The organism is Dactylosporangium sp. NPDC000244, assembly GCF_040300725.1.
Lineage (GTDB): Bacteria > Actinomycetota > Actinomycetes > Mycobacteriales > Micromonosporaceae > Dactylosporangium.
The window spans coordinates 96,510-115,747 of sequence record NZ_JBEPEH010000042.1 but is presented as its reverse complement, the minus strand read 5'-3'; the positions used below and the strand labels follow the sequence as shown (position 1 = coordinate 115,747).

Genomic DNA, 19,238 nt, shown 5'->3' with positions numbered 1-19,238 from the left:
CGGGCGGCGCGAACCGGGCGGCGCGAACCGGGCGGCGCGAACCGGGCGGCGCGAACCGGGCGGCGCGAACCGGGCGGCGCGAACCGGGCGGCGCCCGGGAGCTGTGCGACGCGGTGCGGGGTCAGCCGAGGATCGTGGCGAGGTAGTCGCGCACCGGGCTGGCCGGGCGCCCGATCAGCTCCTCCAGCGCCGGCCCGGTCGCGGCGAACTCGCCCCGCCGGGACGCCTCGAACATGCCCAGGAGCAGGCGGGCCTGCTCCGGCGGTACGCCATGGGCGACCAGGCCCGCGGTCCACTCCTCGTCGTCGGCGACCACGCGGCGCACCGTGCGGCCCGTGAGGTCGGTGACGAGCGCGGCGACGGCCTCGAGGTCGAGCGCGACCGGCGCGGTGAGCGGGGGAGTCGGGCCCTCGAAGACCGCGCCGGTCAGGATGGCGGCCGTCGCCTCGGCGAGATCGGCGTGCGCCGTCCACGACACCGGCCCGTCCGCCGGCGCGACGAGCTCGCCGGTCTCCAGCGCGCCGCCGAGCAGCCGCCCGATCGTGCTCGTGTAGAACCCGTTGCGCAGCGACGTCCACGGCGTGCCGGTCGAGGCGAGGTGCGCCTCGGTCGCCGCGTGGTCGGGCATCGGCGCGAACCGGGAGTCCACGGCGGCGCCCTGGTGGCTGGTGTAGAGGATGCGCCCGGCCCCGGCGGCGTGCGCGGCGTCGACCGCGGCCCGGTGCTGGGTCAGGGCGGCCGCGCCGAGCGTGTTCGAGGAGACGATGAGCACCTGCCCGGCGCCCGTGAAGTCCAGCGTCTCCGGCGCGGTGAAGTCGCCCTTCCGCACCTCGACGCCGTCGAGCGCCACCTTCTGCGGGTCGCGCACGCTCACCGCGATCCGCTCGGCCGGCACCCGCCGCAGCAGGTGCTGCACGACCTGGCTCCCGAGCGCGCCGGTGGCCCCCGTGACGATGATCAGATCATTGTTCATGGCTCCAGCATAACGCCGTTAATAACGTCGTTAGCAAGCCTGTGTTATCGTCGTTACATGGATTCGCGGCGGCAGGGCATCGTGGAGGTCGCCGCGCGGCTGCTGCACGAGCGGGGCGCGGCCGCGGTGACCATCCGCGCGGTCGCCCAGGCGGCCGGGATGCAGGCCCCGACCATCTACCGCTTCTTCGAGGACAAGGACGCGCTGCTCGACGCGGTCGCCGAGCACGTCTTCGCCACCTACGTCGCCGGCAAGGCCCAGTCCGCGGGCGACCTCGACCCGGTCGCCGACCTGCGCGCCGGCTGGCACACCCACGTCGGCTTCGGCCTGGCCAACGGCGCCCTCTTCGCGCTGCTCAGCGACCCGGCCCGCACCCACCCGTCCCCGGCCGCGGAGGCGGGCGCGGCCGTCCTGCGCGCCCGCGTGCACCGGGTCGCCGCCGCGGGCCGGCTGCGGGTGCCGGAGACGCGGGCCGTGGAGCTGATCCACGCCGCGGGCACCGGCGTGGTGCTCACGCTGCTCGCCACGCCCCCCGAGGACCGCGACCCGTCGCTGGCGGACGAGATGCTCGAGTCGGTGCTCCGCACGATCCTGCACGACGCCGCACCGGTGCCGCGCGACGACGCCACGGCTCTCGCGGTGGCCTTCCGCGCCGTGGCCCCGACCCTGCCCACGCTGACGCCCGGCGAACGGTCCCTGCTGACGGAGTGGCTGAGCCGGTAGGCGCTGATCCTGGCGGCGGGCTAGTGCTGCTCGCGGGCGAGCCGGCGCAGGGCCGCGAGCCGGGTGTCGTCGGCCCGGGACCACTGGGCCAGGTCCTTGAGCCGCTTGGCCAGGGCCGCCTTGTCCCCGATGGTCGCGGCGAGCAGCTCGAGGACCGCGAAGTCCTCGTTGCGCGCGGCCGCGGCCACGGTGTCGAGGCTCGTGACCGCGCCCCGGGCGAGCAGGTCCCGCGCCAGGTCCAGGCTCACCGCGGCCGCGCCGAACCGCAGCGCGTTCGTCGCCGGGGCGTCCCGGGCCAGCAGCCACCGGGCCGTGCGCTCGCGGCCGTGCTGCACGGCCACGTCGAGCGGGGTCAGGCCGGAGCCGACGTCCTCGGACAGGTCGCAGCCCAGGCTGGCCAGCCGGTCCAGGAGCGCGAGGTCGTCCGCGGCCGCGGCGTGCTGGAGGGCCAGCCGGCGCAGCCGCGCGTCCCCGCGCACGGTGCCGCGCTCGACCGCGGAGCGCCAGTCGAGCACCGCGCCGCGGACGATCGCGCGGAGCTTGTCGCCGAGGCCGCCGCCGAGCTCGTCGACGGCGTCGCGGAGGCGCTCGCCGCTGTCGCCGTCCGCCCACGGGTCGGTCTCCAGCGCCAGCCGCGCGAACAGGCCGTGGACGTCGTCCGCGACGCGGCCCGCCCGGTCGCCGGGGCGGATCTGCCACGCGGGCGGCAGGCCCTGCTGCCACGCCATGACGCTGCCGCGGTCCGGGCCGGCGGTGGTGGCGTAGACGCGGTCCAGGTACTCGAAGCCGCCGAACGGCAGGTAGGTCAGCCGCTCGACCTCGCCGATCTCGGCCTCGTGGTCGATCCAGCCCCACAGGTCGCGGTAGCCGTCGCCCGGGCGGAACAGCTCGCTGCACGAGAACGGCACGTCCACGCCGCCGAGCTCGACCCGCAGGTCGTAGTCGAGCCACCCGCCGAACGACACCCGCCACAGCGCGACCAGGCCCTCCGGCACCGGCCCGGCGCACCGGTCCCGCACGGCCGCGAGCTCGTCGTCGCCGATGGGCGGCCGCGCGTCGAGGATGACCCGCCCTGCGAAGACGGCGATCCCGGCCTCCCGCGCGCCCCGGGACTCGGCGTCATGCAACGGCTCCATGGCCCGAGCCTAGGCCCAGGGAGCGGCTGACCGCGGTGGTGCCGAACGCTACTGGGCGGCGAGGACGTCCACGACGAAGCGCAGCGCGCCCGCCGGCTGGCCGCCGGTCGGGTTCTCGCCGTAGGCCAGGGCCGGCGGGATGTCCAGCTGGACCCGCGAGCCGACCTTGATGCCGACGAGGCCCTGGTCCCAGCCCTTGATGACCTGGCCGCCGCCGAGGCTGAACGTGAACGCCTGCTTGTGGTCCCAGGAGGCGTCGAACTCCTTGCCGTCGGCGTAGGTCACGCCGACGTAGTTCACGGTGATCGACTGGCCCGCCGCGGCGGCCGGGCCCGTGCCCTCGATGACCGTCGTCTTCACGAGGCTGGTCAGCGTGCCGCCGCCGGCCTTCACGTCCGGCTTCTTCGACAGGGCCGGGTCGGCACCCTCGGGGACCGGCGGGAACGGGGCCTCGGTCGCGGCGACGGACGGGCTCGCCGCCGGGTCCGAGGAGCCGCCGTAGCGGACCACCAGGATCGCCAGGGCTGCGATCACGGCGAAGACGGCCACCGCGGCGCCCACGGTGGTCAGCACCCGCCGGCGCTGGGCGGCGCGCGCGGCACGGGCCTTGGCGGCCTTGACGGCGGCGCGCTTCTCGGCCTTGGACAGCAGATCCGTTCGCTCGGTCACCGCAACACCGTACGGCACCGTTGCCGAGACCCTCCGTGAGGGGACGGCCACGGTGACGTCCCGGCGCTCACGGCTCCCGCAGCGCCCGCAGCCCGCGCCGGGCGGCGGCCAGCGTCGGGTGGCGCGGGTCCACGACCGGCTCCAGCACGGCGATGGCCCGCTCGTAGTACTCGGGCCGCCTCCGGGCCCCGCCGAGCCCGACGAGGGTCGCGGCCAGCTGCGGATGGTCCGGCCCGAGCAGTCGTTCCTTGAGCCGCAGCGCCCGCTCGTAGCCGTCGGCGGCCGCGCCGAGGTCGCCGAGCCGGTGCCGGACGGCGGCGAGATTGTGCGTGACGAAGGCGACCTCGACGGGATCGCGCATCGCCCGCAGCGCGCGTTCGAGCTGCGCCGCGGCCTCCTCGGTGCGCCCGCACCCGTCGAGCAGCGCCGCCCAGGCGGCCCGGTCGGCGGCCGTGGCCGGGTGGTCGGCCCCGTGCAGCGCGGCCCGGATCCCGACCGCCCGCCGCGCGGCCGGCTCCCCGGTCGCGTGCCGCCCCTGCGCGTGCGCGACCCCGCCGAGGTTGTGCAGCAACGTGGCGAACCGGTCGAGGTCGGGCCGCCGCCGTGCGCGCAGCCCGCGCAACGCCCGCCGATACCAGGTCTTCGCCTCGCCCAGCCGTCCGGTGAGCTTGTGCAGCACCCCGAGCTCGCCGCGGATGTCGACGGCGGGCAGGCCGTGCCGCCCGTGCCGGCTCTCCGCGTGCGCGAGGGCGAGCCGCAGCAGCCGTTCGGCGGCGCGGTAGTCCCCTCGGTCACGCCGGCGCACGGCGAGCACGAGCATCCGCCGCACGCCGGCGCGCATCGCCGCCTACTCCTCGACGACGGTCTCGTTGTGGTTCGGCGAGATCCGCCAGTCCCAGACCAGGTCGTCCCACGACCCGTTGCCCGGCGCGACGGGCTTCTCGACGGGCTCCTCGACGACGACCTCGTTGTGGTTGGGCGAGATCACCCACTCCCAGAACCGCTGACCCTGCTGGCGCATCGGCGTCCTCCGATCTGTCCACGACCTCCGAGTAAGGCCGTGCACCAAGACGGCGTTCCGTGCCGTTCCATCAGGGGCCGGTCCGTCAGCCGGGGGCCGGGGCCGCGCCGATGTACGCCAGGGCGAATCCCGCCGTCGGCACCCCGAACAGCAGTGACAGCAGGGCCATGCGGAAGATCGACGGGCGCCGGGTCAGGGCGGCGTAGGCGGCCGCGAGCACGGGCGCCATCAGCAGCTGCGGCACCAGCGTCGCGCGCGGGACCAGCGCGTCCAGCGCCGCGCACACCAGCGAGAAGGCCAGGGCCGCGGCCCACAGCGCGAGGCCGACCGCGAAGACCACGCCGCGGCCGAAGCGCACGGCGACCGTCGTGTAGCCGGCGCTCGCGTCCGCGGCCAGGTCCGTCACCGTGGTCGGGATGTAGAGCGCCGCGGCGAAGAGCAGGCCGATCAGCGCGAACTGCCACGGGAACTGCCACGGCGGGCGGGTGATGGACCAGCCCGCGGCCGGGGACACCACGCCGACGACCAGCGCGTTCACCGCGACGTCCCAGCCCGGGCGGGTCTTGAGGCGGCCAGAACCACGGCCGGGACACGGCGACGAGCAGCACCGCGGGACGATCCATGACCCCCGTCATGGCTACTACGATCCTCCATGTGGACTGTGGTGATGCTGTGACGTTCGTCAAGACCGTCGACTACCACACCGGTGGCGAGCCGTTCCGGATCGTGCCCCATCCGCCGGTCGAACTGCGCGGGGCCACGGTCGCCGAGCGGCGCGTGTTCGCCGGCCAGGATCCCGCCGCCGACGGGCTGCGGCGGCTGCTGTGTCACGAGCCGAGGGGCCACGCCGACATGTACGGCGGGTTCATCACGGACCCGGACGACGGCGGGGCCCGGTTCGGCGTGCTGTTCTGGCACAAGGACGGCTTCTCGACCGCGTGCGGCCACGGCACCATCGCCCTCGGGGCCTGGGCGGTGCGCTCCGGGCTCGTGACCGCCCCGCCCGACGGGTCCGTGGACGTGCGGATCGACGTGCCGTCCGGGCGGGTCACCGCGCGCGTCCACCTGGCGCAGGGGCGGGTCGTCGCCGTCGACTTCGTCAGCGTCGCGTCCTACCCGATCGCGACGCGCAGGCTCACCACGAGCCGCGGGGAGATCGAGGTCGCCGTGAGCTTCGGCGGGGCCATCTACGCGCAGGCGGATGTGGCGGGCGTGGGGCTGCGGGTCGTGCCCGAGCATCACCAGGAGCTCATCGCGCTCGGCCGGGAGATCAAGCGGGCCCTGCACGGCGACCCGGCCGCCCGCCACCCCGTCGACGAGCGGCTCAGCGGGGTGTACGGCACGATCCTGTACGAGTCCCTGGGCACCACGGACGCGGGCGAGCTGCACCAGCGCAACGTCACGATCTTCGCCGACGGGGAGCTGGACCGCTCGCCGTGCGGCTCCGGCACCGCCGCCCGGGTCGCGACCCTCCGCGCCACCGGCGAGCTCGGCGAGCGCCAGACCCTCGTGCACGACTCGATCGTCGGGTCGCGCTTCACCGCCGTGGCGACCCCGGGCCCCGGCGGCTCGGTGATCCCCGTGATCACGGGCATGGCCTACCCGACCGGCGAGCACGTCTTCACCGTCGACCCCGAGGACCCGATGACGCCCGGATTCGTGCTGCGATGACGATCCCGTACTACGACGCGGCCGCCATCGCCCGGCTCCTGCCGCCCGCCGCCGCCGTCGCGGCCATCGAGGCGGCCCTGCGCGACGGCCTCGACCCGTCGGCCGGGGTGCCCCGCTCCTCGGTGCCGCTGCCCGCGGGGGAGCTGCTGCTCATGCCGGCCGCGTCGGCGACGCACGCGGGCGTGAAGCTGGCCACCGTCGCGCCCGGCAACCCGGGGCGGGGACTGCCGCGGGTCAACGCGGTGTACGTCCTCTTCGACGGCGAGACGCTGCGCCCCGCGGCCCTGTTCGACGGCGCGGCCCTGACGACCCTGCGCACGCCGGCGGTGTCGGTCGCCGCGGTCCGGCCGTTTCTCAAGGACACGCTCGGCGTCGTCGTCTTCGGCGCCGGGCCGCAGGGCCTCGGCCACCGCGACACCCTCGCCGCCGTGGCCGAGCTGTCCCATGTGGACATCGTGCGGCGCGGGACCGGGGTGCCGGCGTCGATCCGCACCGCCGACGTGGTCGTGTGCGCGACGACCGCCCGCGAGCCGCTGTTCGACTCCGCGCTCCTGCGCGACGACGTGGTGGTGATCGCGGTCGGCTCGCACGAGCCGGACGCGCGTGAGGTCGACACGGCCCTGTGCCGCAGCGCCACCGTCATCGTCGAGGACGTCGCCACCGCACTGCGGGAGTGCGGCGACGTCATCCTGGCCGGACTCGCCCCGCACGACCTGCACCGGATCGGCACGGTCGCCACGGCGAGGCGAGTCCTCTTCAAGGGCTCCGGAATGGCGTGGCAGGACCTCGTCGTGGCCGAGGCCGTGCTACGCGCCGACCAGGGTGCGGACCCGCTGCGCGCCGAGTGACAGCAGCAGCGTGGGCAGCCGCGGGCCCGACTCGCGGGAGACCAGCAGGCGGTACAGCAAGGAGAAGAACTCCCGCTGGGCGACCTTGAGCTCCGGGGTCGGCTTGGTGTCCAGGGGCAGGCCGAGGCGGATCTTCGGCACGCCGTACACCAGGCTGGTCAGCCCCTCGAGCGACCACTGGTCCTCGAGGCGTTCGGCCAGCAGGGCGAGCGCGGCCCGCTGCTCGTCGTCGAGGGACGCCAGCAGCTCGGCGTCGGGCTCGGCGCGCACGTGGGTGCGCTGCTCGTCGGCCACGTAGCTGGTGACCCAGCGCACCGCGCAGTCCAGCCGCGGCCGGGCGTCATCGAGCGTGACGATCGGGTTCGCGGGGTCGACGTCGGTGAGGATCCGCAGCATCTGGGCCGGGTCGCCGACGGTGATGTCGGCGACGGAGGCGAGCATGCGGAAGGCGAGCGGGCGCGGCGTCACCGGCAGCGGCCCGGCGGCGGTGCCGACCGCGCGGTGGTAGGCGGCGGCGTCGGCCGGCGCCGCGGTGCCCTCGCCGACCTTGCGCCCGAGCGTGTCCCACTCGTCGTAGATGCGCTGGATCTCGTCGTCGAACGCGACCTTGAACGCCTGGTTGGGGCGGCGGCGGCTGTAGAGCCAGCGCAGCAGCGGCGCCTCCATGATCTGCAGCGCGTCGGCCGGGGTCGGCACCCCGCCCCGGGAGCTGCTCATCTTCGCCTGCCCGGCGATGGCGACGAAGGCGTACATCGGGCCGATCGGGGCCTTGGCGCCGAAGATCTCGGCGACGAGCTGGGTGCCGACGACGTACGACGAGCCGGGGGAGGTGTGGTCGACCCCGGACGGCTCGAAGTGCACGCCCTCGTAGGCCCAGCGCATCGGCCAGTCGACCTTCCACACCAGCTTGCCGTTGTGGTGCTCGCCCAGCAGGATCGTGGCGCCGTGGCCGTAGGAGCAGGTGTAGGTCAGCTCGGTGGTCTCGTCGTCGTAGGCGGTGACGGTGGTGGTGTCGCGGTTGCAGACCGAGCAGTAGGGCCGGTACGGGTAGTAGCCGGTCGCGCCCTCGCCGTCCTCGTCGTTCTCCTCGGGGGCGATCTTCGTGCGGTACTTGCCGAGCACCTCGTCGATGTGCTGCCGTTCGCGCATCGCGAGCAGGATCTGCTCGACATACGCCCCCGAGCGGTACATCTCCGTCTGGCTGATCCCGCGGTACTGCACCCCGAGCTGCTCCAGCGAGGCCGCCATCGCCGCCTTGAAGTGCTCGCCCCAGCTGGCGTAGGGGCTGCCGGGCGGCGCGGGCACGGCGGTCAGCGGGCGGCCGATGTGCTCGCTCCACGACTCGTCGACGCCCTCGATGCCGGCCGGCACCTTGCGGAAGCGGTCGTAGTCGTCCCACGACAGGATGTGCACCACGTCGTGGCCCCGGCGCCGGATCTCGTCGGCGACCAGGTGCGGGGTCATCACCTCGCGCAGGTTGCCGAGGTGGATCGGGCCGGAGGGGCTCAGGCCGGACGCGCAGACGATAGGCTTGCCGGGCGCGCGGTCCTTCGCGGCCTCGATGACCTCGTCGGCGAAGCGGGCAACCCAGTCGTCAGCGATACTGTGCGTCACCCGACCATCTTGCCCGACCCGGTCGACCGAATTTCAGTCGACCCCCGACTGCTCGAGCAGCGTTTCGATCCGGGACATCAGCTCGCTGGGCTCGAACGGCTTCACGAGATAGTCGTCGGCGCCGGCGTCGAAGCCGGTGCTCACGTCGAGCCACTGCCCGTGCGAGGTGAGCATGAGCACCGGCATGAGCTCGGTGTCGGCCCGCTCGCGCAGCGCCCGGCAGACCTCGATGCCGTTGATGCCGGGCATGCTCACGTCGAGGATGGCCAGGTCCGGGTGCTCGCGCCGGGCCGTGTCCAGCGCGCTGCCGCCGTCGGCGCAGGCCAGCACGTGGTGGCCGGAGGTGTCGAGCAGGAAGGTGAGCAGATCGCGGATGGCCAGATCGTCCTCGGCAACCAGGACCGTCGACATGACTTCCTCCCCGAATCGCGCTGAGACCAGTATACGGAGAAAACCGGTCAAATATGGTTGAGAGGTGCATTCGGGGCGACGGTACGTACCGCTCGGGCTGGCCGCGGTCGTGCTGCTGCTCGGGCTGCTCGCGACCGCGGGGGTGAGCGTCGCCCTCGCGCAGAAGGAGGGCCGCTCGGCCGCCCAGGCGATGGACCGGCAGGTCGACCTCGCGCAGGCGGCGGTCGGCGGGGAGGTGCAGCGCTACCTCGACACGATCGACACGATCGCGGCCGCCCTGGGCTCGCACGACGCGCTGACCCCGGCCGCCTTCGACCGGGCCACCGTGCGGGTGCCGGGGGAGAACCTGGCCGGGGCGACCGCCGTGGTCTTCGTGGTGCCCGCGGCCACCGCCGAGGTGCGCGCGGTGCAGGACGCCTGGCGGGCGACCGGGGCGGCGGGCCTGACCCTGCAGCCCGCCCCCGGCACCGACCGGCACTACTTCGCCGTCTACGGCCGCCAGCTCGACGGGCGCGTGCCGGCCGCCGGGGGCGCGGATTTCGCGGCGGTACCGGAGGTCGCCGACGTCCTGGGCGAGGCCCGCAGTCTCGGCGGGGCCGCGGTCTCCACCGCCGCCGTCGACGCCCGCGACACCGCGCTCCCGCCGGCCCAGCGCCGCCGCACGCTGAACCTGGCCACCCCGGTGCTCGCCGTGGACGGGCGGCTACGCGGCTTCGTGCTGCTCGGCCTGCGCGGGCCGGACTTCTTCGGCGGCGCGATCGGCTCGGTCCTGCACCCGCGGGTCACCGCGACCCTCTCGGCCGCGCAGGAGGGCGGCGGGCTGCTGCCGATCGCGACCGTGCACCCGATCGCGCCCCCGTCCGACGCGCTGGAGCGGACCCGGGACCTCGACATCGCCCAGCGGCGGTGGCGCCTGGAGGTGGCCGCGGACCCGCACGAGCTGCCGGGCGCCTTCACCGACCGCCCCCTCGTCGCGGCCGCCTCCGGGGTGCTGCTCAGCGTCCTCATCGCCGCGCTCGTGCACGTGCTGGGCTCCCGGCGGGCCAAGGCGCTCGTGCTGGTGCGGGCGGCGACCCGGGACCTGCGCGCGGCCGGGCGGGAGGCCCGCGGCCAGGCCGCCCTGCAGCAGGCGATCCTCACCAGCGTCGGCGAGGGAGTGACCGTCGTCGGCGAGGACGGCCGGGTGCTGCTGCACAACCCGGCGGCCCGGGCGCTGCTCGGCACCGCCGACGACGCCGAGCACCTCGAGGACTGGCCCGCGCACTACGGCGCCTTCCGGCCCGACCGGGTCACCCCGTTCCCGGCGGCCGAGCTGCCCATGGTCCGGGCGCTGGGCGGCATCCCGGTCGACGGGGTGGAGATGGTCATCCGCAACGCGACCCACCCCGACGGCATCCTGGTGAGCGTCAGCGCGCGGCCCCTCGACCGCTCCGGCGGGGGCCCGGGCGGGGCGGTCGCGGTGCTGCACGACATCACGGCGCTGCGGCGCTACGAGACCGAGCTCGCCCAGTTCGCGGCGGTCGTCGCGCACGACCTCAAGAGCCCGCTCACGGCGGTGCACGGGTTCGCGGCGGTCGCGGCCGACGCGCTGGGCGGGGTGCCGCCGCGCACCGGGACGGCCGGGGCGGCGCTGCAGCGGGTCCGGCAGGGCGCGACCCGGATGCGGGACATCATCGACGACCTGCTCGCCTACACCACCGCCCGCGACGCCCCGCTCAACGTGGCCGAGATCGACCTGCGGGCGCTGGTCGAGTCGGTGGTGGCCGAGCGGACCGCGCCCCGCCCCGCGGCGTACCTGTCGCCGGCGGTACCGGATGCCGCCCCGCCCGCGCCGTCGGTGTGGATCGGGCCGCTGCCCGCGGTGCGGGCCGACGCCGGGCTGCTGCGGCTGGTCGTGGACAACCTCGTCGGCAACGCCATCAAGTACACCCCGGCCGGGGTCGCGCCCCGGGTGGAGATCTCCGCGACCGAGGGGCCGGACGGCGTGCGGCTCGAGGTCGCCGACCGGGGCATCGGCATCCCGGACGAGGAGAAGGGGCGGGTGTTCGAGTCGTTCCGCCGGGCCCGCGCGCTGGACTACGGTGGCACGGGCCTCGGCCTGGCCATCTGCCGGCGGATCGTGGAGCGCCACGGCGGGGCGATCGCGGTGCAGGACAACCCCGGCGGCGGTACCCGCTTCAGCGTGCTGCTGCCGCACCGGACCCCGGGCGGGGAGCCGGACACCGGCGAGGGCTGGGAGCGTCTGCAGCGCCCGGCCGCCGCCGTCCGGGCCGCGAACCATAACGTGAAATGAAGTCTCATTTAGGAACCTTGACATCGAGGCACTCCGATCAAAGGATCTGGCAGGCAGCTTGCCTGACAGACTTCCTCCGGAGGCACCTCGTGAACCACCCCCTCAGGCTGGCCGGCCTGGGCGCCGCGGCACTGCTCACCGTCGGCACCGTGACGACCGTCGTCGTCATGCAGGGCGCCGACGCCGCCACCGAGACCCTGCTCTCCCAGGGCCGCCCGGCGACGTCCTCGTCGGTGGAGAGCTCGTCGCTCGGCGCCGCCCAGGCCTTCGACGGCAACACCGGCACGCGGTGGGCCAGCGCCGAAGGCTCCGACCCGCAGTGGATCCGCGTCGACCTCGGCGCGGCCAAGCGCATCACGCACGTGAACCTGAACTGGGAGGCGGCCTACGGCAAGGCCTACCGCATCGAGACCTCGGCCGACGGCAACGCCTGGACCACCGTCTACAGCACCACCACCGGCGACGGCGGCACCGACGACCTCACCGGCCTGTCGGGCACCGGGCGTTACGTGCGGCTCTTCGGCACGGCCCGCGGCACCCAGTGGGGCTACTCGCTGTGGGAGCTCAAGGTGTACGGCAGCAGCCTCACCGAGGGCACCCCGACCGCCTCGCCGTCGGCGTCGCGCACCGGCGGCCCCTCGGCCTCCGCCTCGCCGTCGGCGTCCCCGTCGCGCAGCGCGTCCGCCAGCGCCTCGCCCACCAAGAGCCCCACCGGCACCCCGGGCAAGGACCTGACCGACCCGCGCAAGAAGGACATCGCGATGCAGCTGGTGTCCTCGGCGGAGAACTCCTCGCTGGACTGGAAGGCGCAGTACAAGTACATCGAGGACATCGGCGACGGGCGCGGCTACACCGCCGGGATCATCGGCTTCTGCTCCGGCACCGGCGACATGCTCGAGCTCGTCCAGCTCTACACCCAGCGGGTGCCCGGCAACGTGCTGGCGAAGTACCTGCCGGCGCTGCGCAGCGTCAACAACAGCGACTCGCACGCCGGGCTGGACCCGAACTTCACCAAGGACTGGCGCACCGCCGCGGCCGACCCGGCGTTCCAGCAGGCCCAGAACGACGAGCGGGACCGGGTGTACTTCAACCCGTCCGTCAGCCAGGCCAAGGCCGACGGCCTGCGGGCCCTGGGCCAGTTCATCTACTACGACGCGATCGTCATGCACGGCCCCGGCAACAGCTCCGTCAGCTTCGGCGGCATCCGCAAGGCCGCCATGGCCAAGGCCAAGACCCCGGCCCAGGGCGGCGACGAGGCGACCTACCTCAACGCCTTCCTCGACGCGCGGGTCGCGGCGATGAAGACCGAGGAGGCGCACAGCGACACCAGCCGGGTCGACACCGAGCAGCGGGTGTTCCTCAACAACCGCAACTTCGACCTCGACCCGCCGCTGTCGTGGAAGGTGTACGGGGACCCGTACAACATTTCCGCTTGAGGTTTCACGACTGCGGGACCCGGGCGTCGCCGAGGATCGAGGAGATCTCGTCGGCGGCGCCCGGCCGCGCGAACAGGTACCCCTGCCCGAACTCGCACCCGAGATCCTGCAGCGTCGACCACTGCTCGGCGGTCTCGATGCCCTCGGCGACCGTCTGCAGCTGCAGCGCCCGGCCCAGCTGCACGACCGCCTCGGCCAGCGTGGCGTCGCCGCGCTCGGTGTCGATGCCGTCGACGAACGAGCGGTCGATCTTGAGGATGTCGACCGGGAAGCGCTTGAGGTACGACAGCGACGAGTACCCGGTGCCGAAGTCGTCGATGGCCAGGCGCACGCCGAGCGCCTTGAGCCGGCCGAGGGTCTCGATGGTGGAGTCGGTGTCCTGCATGAGCAGCGACTCGGTGATCTCCAGGACGATCTGGTGCGGGTCGACGCCGGTCTCGGCCAGGATGCCGGCGACCTCCTCGACCAGCCCCTCGTGCTGGAACTGCCGCGCCGAGAGGTTCACGTTGACCCGGATCCCGGCCGCGGCCGGGAACTGCTCGCACCAGGCGGCCAGCTGCTCACAGGCCTGGCGCAGCACCCAGCGGCCCAGCGGCACGATGAGCCCGGTCGACTCGGCCAGGGGGATGAACGTGTTCGGGCCGACCAGGCCGTGCACCGGGTGCTCCCAGCGCACCAGGGCCTCGACGCCGATGAGGCGGCTGGTCGGCAGGTCGACGATCGGCTGGTAGTGCACCAGGAACTCGTCGTGGGCCAGGGCGCGCTCGAGCTCGGCGCGGTCCTCGGCCTCGCGCATGATGCCGGCGTACATGGCCGGGTCGAACAGGGCGTAGCGGTCGCGGCCGGCGCCCTTGGCGGCGTACATGGCCAGGTCGGCGTTACGCAGCAGCTCCCCGGGGTCGGGCCCGTCGTCGCCGTCGCCGGCCTTGGCGGTCGCCACGCCGATCGACGCCGAGCAGACGACCTCGCGGTTGCCCAGCCGCAGCGGCCGGCGGATCGCGGCCAGCAGCCGCTCGGCGAGGTCCATCGCCTCGATCTCGGTGATGTCCTCCACGAGGATCGCGAACTCGTCGCCGCCGAGGCGGGCCAGGGTGTCGGCGGCGCGCAGCTGCTGGTGCAGGCGCAGCGCGGTGGTGGCGATGAGCTGGTCACCGGCGGTGTGCCCGAGGCTGTCGTTGACGAGCTTGAAGTCGTCGAGGTCGACCAGGAACAGGGTGATCCGGCCGCCGCCGCGCCGGTTGCGGGCGATGGCGTGCTCGAGCCGGTCGCGGAACAGGGCCCGGTTCGGCATCCCGGTCAGCGAGTCGGCGAACGCCTGCCGGGTCAGCTCCTCCTCCAGCTCCTTGCGGCCGGTGATGTCGCGGATGCTGATGACCGTGGCGAAGAGCGGCGCCTCGGTGGTCCGGTTGGTGCCGATGACCTCGGCCCAGATCCAGGCGCCGTCGGCCCGGCGCACGCGGGACTCGGTCCGGGCGGTGTAGCCGGGCCCGCCGCCGATGACCCGCTGCCACCACTCCTGGGACACGGGCAGGTAGTCGGGGTGGGTGATGTCGGAGAGCAGCTCGCTGGTCACGAACGCGGTGTCGTAGCCGAGCACGGTGCGCACCGACGGGCTCGCGTAGGTCACCCCGAGGCCGTCGCCGCGGATCGCCAGCACCGCGTCGGACGAGGCCTCCAGCAGCGCCTCGATCTTGTTCTCGGCGCGGCGCCGGGCCCGGTCCATCCGGCTGCGGTTGCTCGCGGTCTGGGCGCAGAACCAGGTGACGCCGAGCATGAGCGAGACGGTCAGCGCGGCCAGGGTGGGCCCGACGGGCCGGTCCCGGGTGATGACCAGGGCCAGGTACCCGGCGATGCTGAGCGTGCCGAGCCCGATCACGGAGCCCTTGTCGGCCAGCGCGGCCGTCGAGGCCAGGATGAGCATGACGCCCGCCGGGTAGATCGCCAGCGCGGCGGTGTCGTAGGCGGTGAACCCCAGCAGCAGCACCAGGTTGGCCAGCCACCACCCGACGAGCGCACGGGGGAGCCAGGGGGCCTGGATGTACCGCTGCCACGGCAGCATCGCCAGCCCCGCCTGCCCCAGCGCGGCCACGAGTATGGCGGCGACGATCCACGGCCCGCCGTGCCAGTCCAGCCGGACCCGCACGGCGCCGATCAGGATGACCCCGACGCCGATCCACGTGCCCAGCCTGACCTGGCGGGCCCGGTAGTCGATCTCGTGCTGCTCGAGCGCGCTGTCCGGCATGGCCACACCGATCGGTGCGCGGGCGGCGTTTCTGAGTGCGGTTCTGGTGCAGTATGGGGTGACGGGCCGGTGGCTACCGCAGCCGGTCGCGTACGAGCGGCCACGCGTCCAGCGGTGCGAGCCGCACCGGCGGCTCGTCCTCGCCGTCCGCCCCGGCGACCACCGCGACGAGCGCGCCGCCGTCGCGGGAGAACCTGATGCCGGTCTGCTCGCCCCAGATGGTCGCGCTCCCGCCCGCCGGCAGCAGCGGCAGGTACGCGCCCGCGAAGACGGCGGGGGACTGCCGGCCCGGCGGCGGCTCGAACGGACCGGACCAGCCGGTCCGGTCGACGTGGGCCGCGCGCTCGCCCGCCGGGAGCGGGTGCGGGGGCGCGGCCGCGAGCTCGCCGGCCCGGCGCACCTGCCAGGCCATCTTCACCTCGATGCGGATCGCCGGGTCGCCGCTCCAGGCCACCGCGAGCCCCTCGTCGGCGAGCGCGTCGGCGATCTCCCGGCCGGCCGCCGCGATGGCCTCGCCGTCCTCCGCGCGGGCCCCGTAGGCGATCGACAGGCCGCCGCTGGCGACGCAGGAGCCCTCGTCCTGCTCGTGGTAGAAGGCGAAGCCGCGGGCGCCGGGCCGGTCGCGCAGGATGGCCCGGATCTCGTGCCCGCCGTCGGTCAGGGTCTGCGTGAACGACTCGCGGGCCACGATCCCGGCGGCGTCGAGGCGGGCGAAGGCGGTCGTGAGGCGGTCGTTGTCGGTGACGGCCGGCCAGGTCGCCGCGTCCGCGCGGTGCTCGGCGAACGCCTCGGCGACGAGCACCCACGCCGTGGCCGGGTCGCCGCCGCCCGCCACGACCTCGCGCACGATCTCCACCGCGGTGCGCCGCCCGCGCGGGACCTCGTGGCGGATGTACCGCCGCAGGTATTCGTCCACGGCGGCAGGGTAGCGGCGATCCGTCGCAACCGGCGTCGCGTTCACGACTGCACGGCGGGCAACTGTCCGTCTCGATAGGCTTCCGCTCATGGATCTGTGGCGTTTGGGTGCCGGCGCGCTGGCCGCCGTGCTGTCGGCCGGTCCGTTGCCGCTGCTGGAGCCGTCCGGGTCCGCCGCCGCCGACACGGCCGCCGCGGTGCCGTGCCCCTACACGTCCATCGCCACCATCCCGCCCACCCCGCCCTCACCCGAGCGGGACCCGGCCGCGCCCGTCGTCGGCGGCGCGCAGCTGGCCACGAAGGGCCTGGCCGTGCCGCCCGGCGCCCCCGCCCCGCCGGTCACCTCGGCGATGGCGTGGGTGGTCGCCGACCTCGACACCGGCGAGGTGCTCGGCGCCTGCGCCCCGCACCTGCGCCGCCGTCCGGCCAGCGTCCAGAAGCTGCTGCTCGCCGCGACGGTCCTGCCCAAACTCGACCCGAACCAGGTCGTCGAGGCGACCCCGGCCGACCTCGACCTGCCCGGCGACAGCTCGCTGGTCGGCATCATCGCCGGGGGCCGGTACCCGGTCTCGACGCTGTGGTACGGCCTGCTGCTGCAGTCCGGCAACGACGCCGCGAACGCCCTCGCCCGGGTCGGGGGCGGCGACGGCGGCGTCCCGGCGACGATCGCGGCCATGAACGCCGAGGCGCACCGGCTCGGCGCCGACGACACGCACGCGGTCACCCCGTCGGGGCTGGACGCTCCCGAGCAGTACACGAGCGCCTACGACCTGGCCCTCATCGCCCGGGAGAACCTGGACCGGGCGGCGTTCCTGCAGTACGACAGCGCCCTGACCTTCCAGTGGCCGGCCCAGCCGCCGAAGGACCCGAAGGGCTTCCAGATCCAGAACGAGAACAAGCTGCTGACCGAGTATCCGGGCGGGATCGGCGGCAAGACCGGCTTCACCGACGAGGCCAGGCACACGTACGTCGGCGCCGCCAAGCGCGGCGACCGGCGCCTCGTCGTCACGATCATGGGTGCCGAGATCGTGCCCGCCCGCGCCTGGAAGCAGGGCACGACGCTGCTGGACTGGGGCTTCACCCGGCCCGCCGGCGCCTCGGTCGGGCACCTGGTCACGCCCGAGGAGGCGGCCCGGCTGCACGCCCCGCCGCCGTCGGCCGCCGCCGCGGCCGCGGCCGCCCGGGGCACCGCGGGCGCGCAGGCCCCGGCGCCCGGCCGCTCGCTTTCGTTCAGCGTCGTGGCCCTGGCCGTGCTGGTGGTGCTGTTCGCGGCCGGCACCGTCGTGATGCTCCGCCGCGCCCGCCGGATCCGGACCTGAACCGCCGGTAGAACTGCCGTCGTGATCCCCGCGGCGGGACCCCTAGGTGGCGCCCGGTACCGCGGTACTAATGGCCCGGCGGAGATCGGGACCGCGGTACCAGGGATCGGGGCCTCGGCGAACCTAGCGTTCACGGTGAGAACGCGGGAGCTCCGAGGGGGAGACGATGATCGAGGCGCGGCAACTGACGAAGCGGTACGGCGACAAGACGGCCGTCGACGGCGTGACCTTCACGGTCCGGCCGGGAGCGGTCACGGGCTTCCTCGGGCCGAACGGCGCCGGCAAGTCCACGACGATGCGCATGATCATCGGGCTGGACGCCCCGACGAGCGGCTCGGTGAGCGTGAACGGCAGGCGGTACGCGCGGCACGCGGCGCCGCTGCACGAGGTCGGCGCGCTGCTCGAGGCGCGGTCGATCCACCCGGGCCGGTCCGCGTTCGACCACCTGATGGCGCTCGCCCACACGCACGGCATCCCGCGCGGCCGGGTGAGCGAGCTGATCGAGCTGACCGGGCTGCAGCCGGTGGCCCGCAAGCGCGCCGGGGCGTTCTCCCTCGGCATGGGGCAGCGCCTCGGCATCGCCGCCGCGCTGCTCGGCGACCCGCAGACGATCATGCTCGACGAGCCGGTCAACGGGCTCGACCCCGAGGGCGTGCTGTGGATTCGCAACCTGCTCACCGACCTCGCGGCCGCCGGGCGCACCGTGTTCGTCTCCTCGCACCTGATGAGCGAGATGGCGCTCGTCGCCGACCACCTCATCGTCGTCGGCCGCGGGCGGGTGCTGGCCGACACCACCGTGCAGGAGCTGGTCCGCACCGCCGGCGGTGACACCGTCGCCGTCGCCACCGCCGACCCGGAACAGCTGCGCCGGGTCCTGTCCGGTCCCGGCGTCGAGATCACCGGCCGGCCCGGATCGGAGCAGCTGAGCGTGACCGGCATGTCGCCGCGGGCCATCGGGCTCGCCGCCGCCGAGCACGGCATCGCCCTGTTCGAGCTCACCGCGAAGGCGGTCTCGCTCGAGGAGGCCTTCATGGAACTGACCAAGGACGCCGTCGAGTACCACGCCACGACCACCCCTGCGAGGGCAGCCGCATGAGCATCGCCACCGAGACCCGCCCGAGCGCCGCCGTGCCGGCGCGCACCGCCGACCCGGCCCGCAAGGTGACCGGCGCCCGGGTGCTGCGCTCGGAGTGGTACAAGCAGTGGTCACTGCGCTCGACCTGGATCACACTCGGGCTCGGCCTGCTGTTCCTGCTCGCGTTCGGGACGATCGCGTCGCTGCGGTACAAGTCGATGACCGGCTCCGGTCAGCAGATGGACCCGGACTTCGCCGACGCCACGACGTACAGCCTCGCCCTGTTCGGCACGACGTTCGCGACGATCGCGCTCGGGGTCCTCGGGGTGCTCTCGACGTCCGGCGAGTACACGACCGGCATGATCCGCTCCACGCTCGCCGCCGTCCCGCGCCGCCTGCCGGTGCTGTGGTCCAAGGCCGCCGTGTACGGCGTCGTCGCCTTCGCCGTCGGCGCGGCCGGCGCGTTCGGGGCCTTCCTGATCAGCAGCGGCGTGCTGTCCGGCACCGCCAAGGCCATGGGCATCTCGGCCGACGGGGTCGTGACGGGCCTGCTCGGCGCCGCGGTCTACCTGGGCCTGGTCGGCGTCATCGGGGTGGCGCTCGGCGCGCTGCTGCGCTCCACGGCCGGCGGCATCTCGGCGTTCGTCGGCCTGTTCCTGCTGGTGCCCGGCCTGATGATGCTGCTGCCGAAGTCCTGGCGGGCGGACATCACGCCGTACCTGCCCAGCAACGCCGGCGAGTCGATCTTCGCCCTGCATCACGTCACCGGGACGCTCACCGCCGGCAACGGGCTGCTGGTGCTGCTCGGCTGGACCGCGCTGGCCCTGGCCGGTGCCGCGATCCGGCTGGTCCGCTCGGACGCCTGAGCGGACTCCCAGGGCCGCTGTCCGGG

General features: G+C 74.4%; 18 protein-coding genes. 8 read left to right on the top strand and 10 right to left on the bottom strand.

What is annotated here, in order from left to right:
• Window positions 1-121: 121 nt before the first annotated feature.
• Entirely contained in the window at window positions 122-973 is an 852-nt protein-coding gene (locus ABT369_RS45170) for an NAD(P)H-binding protein (RefSeq protein ID WP_350622554.1), read from the bottom strand.
• 57 nt (window positions 974-1,030) lie between these two features.
• Here ABT369_RS45170 and ABT369_RS45165 point away from each other — a divergent pair, with 57 nt between their 5' ends.
• The gene (locus ABT369_RS45165) at window positions 1,031-1,696 is read left to right on the top strand and encodes a TetR/AcrR family transcriptional regulator (protein WP_350622552.1); all 666 of its coding nucleotides are present in this window, start codon (window positions 1,031-1,033) and stop codon (window positions 1,694-1,696) included.
• Window positions 1,697-1,716: 20 nt separating this feature from the next.
• Here ABT369_RS45165 and ABT369_RS45160 read toward each other — a convergent pair whose 3' ends face one another.
• The 5 genes from ABT369_RS45160 to ABT369_RS45140 all read right to left on the bottom strand — a co-directional run bounded on the left by ABT369_RS45160 (window position 1,717) and on the right by ABT369_RS45140 (window position 5,060).
• Window positions 1,717-2,832, bottom strand: coding sequence for an ankyrin repeat domain-containing protein (locus ABT369_RS45160; RefSeq protein ID WP_350622550.1), 1,116 nt, complete (start codon window positions 2,830-2,832; stop codon window positions 1,717-1,719).
• 48 nt (window positions 2,833-2,880) lie between these two features.
• A complete protein-coding gene (locus tag ABT369_RS45155) occupies window positions 2,881-3,501 on the bottom strand; it encodes an FKBP-type peptidyl-prolyl cis-trans isomerase (protein WP_350622548.1) in 621 nt (206 codons plus the stop codon).
• Between the two features lie 67 nt (window positions 3,502-3,568).
• On the bottom strand, window positions 3,569-4,342 hold the full coding sequence (locus ABT369_RS45150; protein WP_350622546.1) for a tetratricopeptide repeat protein: 774 nt from the start codon (window positions 4,340-4,342) through the stop codon (window positions 3,569-3,571).
• Window positions 4,343-4,348: 6 nt separating this feature from the next.
• Window positions 4,349-4,522 carry a hypothetical protein gene (locus ABT369_RS45145; RefSeq protein ID WP_350622544.1) on the bottom strand — a complete coding sequence of 58 codons (174 nt, stop codon included), beginning with the start codon at window positions 4,520-4,522 and terminating at the stop codon, window positions 4,349-4,351.
• 85 nt (window positions 4,523-4,607) lie between these two features.
• On the bottom strand, window positions 4,608-5,060 hold the full coding sequence (locus ABT369_RS45140) for a hypothetical protein (protein WP_350622542.1): 453 nt from the start codon (window positions 5,058-5,060) through the stop codon (window positions 4,608-4,610).
• Between the two features lie 134 nt (window positions 5,061-5,194).
• On the opposite strand from ABT369_RS45140, the gene ABT369_RS45135 reads away from it, so the two are divergent.
• A complete protein-coding gene (locus ABT369_RS45135) occupies window positions 5,195-6,193 on the top strand; it encodes a proline racemase family protein (RefSeq protein ID WP_350622540.1) in 999 nt (332 codons plus the stop codon).
• Window positions 6,190-7,041 (top strand): ornithine cyclodeaminase family protein, encoded by an 852-nt coding sequence (locus tag ABT369_RS45130; protein WP_350622538.1) that lies wholly within the window; start codon window positions 6,190-6,192, stop codon window positions 7,039-7,041. The genes ABT369_RS45135 and ABT369_RS45130 overlap by 4 nt, the downstream gene beginning before the upstream one ends.
• On the opposite strand, the gene lysS is transcribed toward ABT369_RS45130, so the two are convergent.
• Together lysS and ABT369_RS45120 are read right to left on the bottom strand one after the other, a co-directional pair.
• Window positions 7,000-8,655 carry a lysine--tRNA ligase gene (gene lysS / locus ABT369_RS45125; protein ID WP_350622536.1) on the bottom strand — a complete coding sequence of 552 codons (1,656 nt, stop codon included), beginning with the start codon at window positions 8,653-8,655 and terminating at the stop codon, window positions 7,000-7,002. The two genes, ABT369_RS45130 and lysS, sit on opposite strands and share 42 nt — an antisense overlap.
• A 33-nt stretch (window positions 8,656-8,688) precedes the next feature.
• Window positions 8,689-9,066, bottom strand: a complete 378-nt coding sequence (locus tag ABT369_RS45120) for a response regulator transcription factor (RefSeq protein WP_350622534.1) — start codon at window positions 9,064-9,066, stop codon at window positions 8,689-8,691.
• Between the two features lie 64 nt (window positions 9,067-9,130).
• Here ABT369_RS45120 and ABT369_RS45115 point away from each other — a divergent pair, with 64 nt between their 5' ends.
• A complete protein-coding gene (locus tag ABT369_RS45115; protein ID WP_350622532.1) occupies window positions 9,131-11,359 on the top strand; it encodes an ATP-binding protein in 2,229 nt (742 codons plus the stop codon).
• A gap of 89 nt (window positions 11,360-11,448) precedes the next feature.
• Window positions 11,449-12,795: a chitosanase gene (locus ABT369_RS45110; protein ID WP_350622531.1), complete on the top strand. Its 1,347-nt coding sequence runs from the start codon at window positions 11,449-11,451 to the stop codon at window positions 12,793-12,795.
• A gap of 4 nt (window positions 12,796-12,799) precedes the next feature.
• Here ABT369_RS45110 and ABT369_RS45105 read toward each other — a convergent pair whose 3' ends face one another.
• Together ABT369_RS45105 and ABT369_RS45100 are read right to left on the bottom strand one after the other, a co-directional pair.
• Window positions 12,800-15,037, bottom strand: a complete 2,238-nt coding sequence (locus tag ABT369_RS45105; protein WP_350622530.1) for a putative bifunctional diguanylate cyclase/phosphodiesterase — start codon at window positions 15,035-15,037, stop codon at window positions 12,800-12,802.
• 73 nt (window positions 15,038-15,110) lie between these two features.
• Window positions 15,111-15,953, bottom strand: a complete 843-nt coding sequence (locus ABT369_RS45100; protein WP_350622529.1) for a DUF6891 domain-containing protein — start codon at window positions 15,951-15,953, stop codon at window positions 15,111-15,113.
• An 88-nt stretch (window positions 15,954-16,041) separates the two neighbouring features.
• Here ABT369_RS45100 and ABT369_RS45095 point away from each other — a divergent pair, with 88 nt between their 5' ends.
• The 3 genes from ABT369_RS45095 to ABT369_RS45085 all read left to right on the top strand — a co-directional run bounded on the left by ABT369_RS45095 (window position 16,042) and on the right by ABT369_RS45085 (window position 19,212).
• Window positions 16,042-17,271, top strand: a complete 1,230-nt coding sequence (locus tag ABT369_RS45095) for a D-alanyl-D-alanine carboxypeptidase family protein (protein WP_350622527.1) — start codon at window positions 16,042-16,044, stop codon at window positions 17,269-17,271.
• A gap of 166 nt (window positions 17,272-17,437) precedes the next feature.
• Window positions 17,438-18,367 (top strand): ABC transporter ATP-binding protein, encoded by a 930-nt coding sequence (locus ABT369_RS45090; protein WP_350622525.1) that lies wholly within the window; start codon window positions 17,438-17,440, stop codon window positions 18,365-18,367.
• Window positions 18,364-19,212 carry an ABC-2 transporter permease family protein gene (locus ABT369_RS45085; RefSeq protein ID WP_350622523.1) on the top strand — a complete coding sequence of 283 codons (849 nt, stop codon included), beginning with the start codon at window positions 18,364-18,366 and terminating at the stop codon, window positions 19,210-19,212. The genes ABT369_RS45090 and ABT369_RS45085 overlap by 4 nt, the downstream gene beginning before the upstream one ends.
• Window positions 19,213-19,238: the final 26 nt, after the last annotated feature.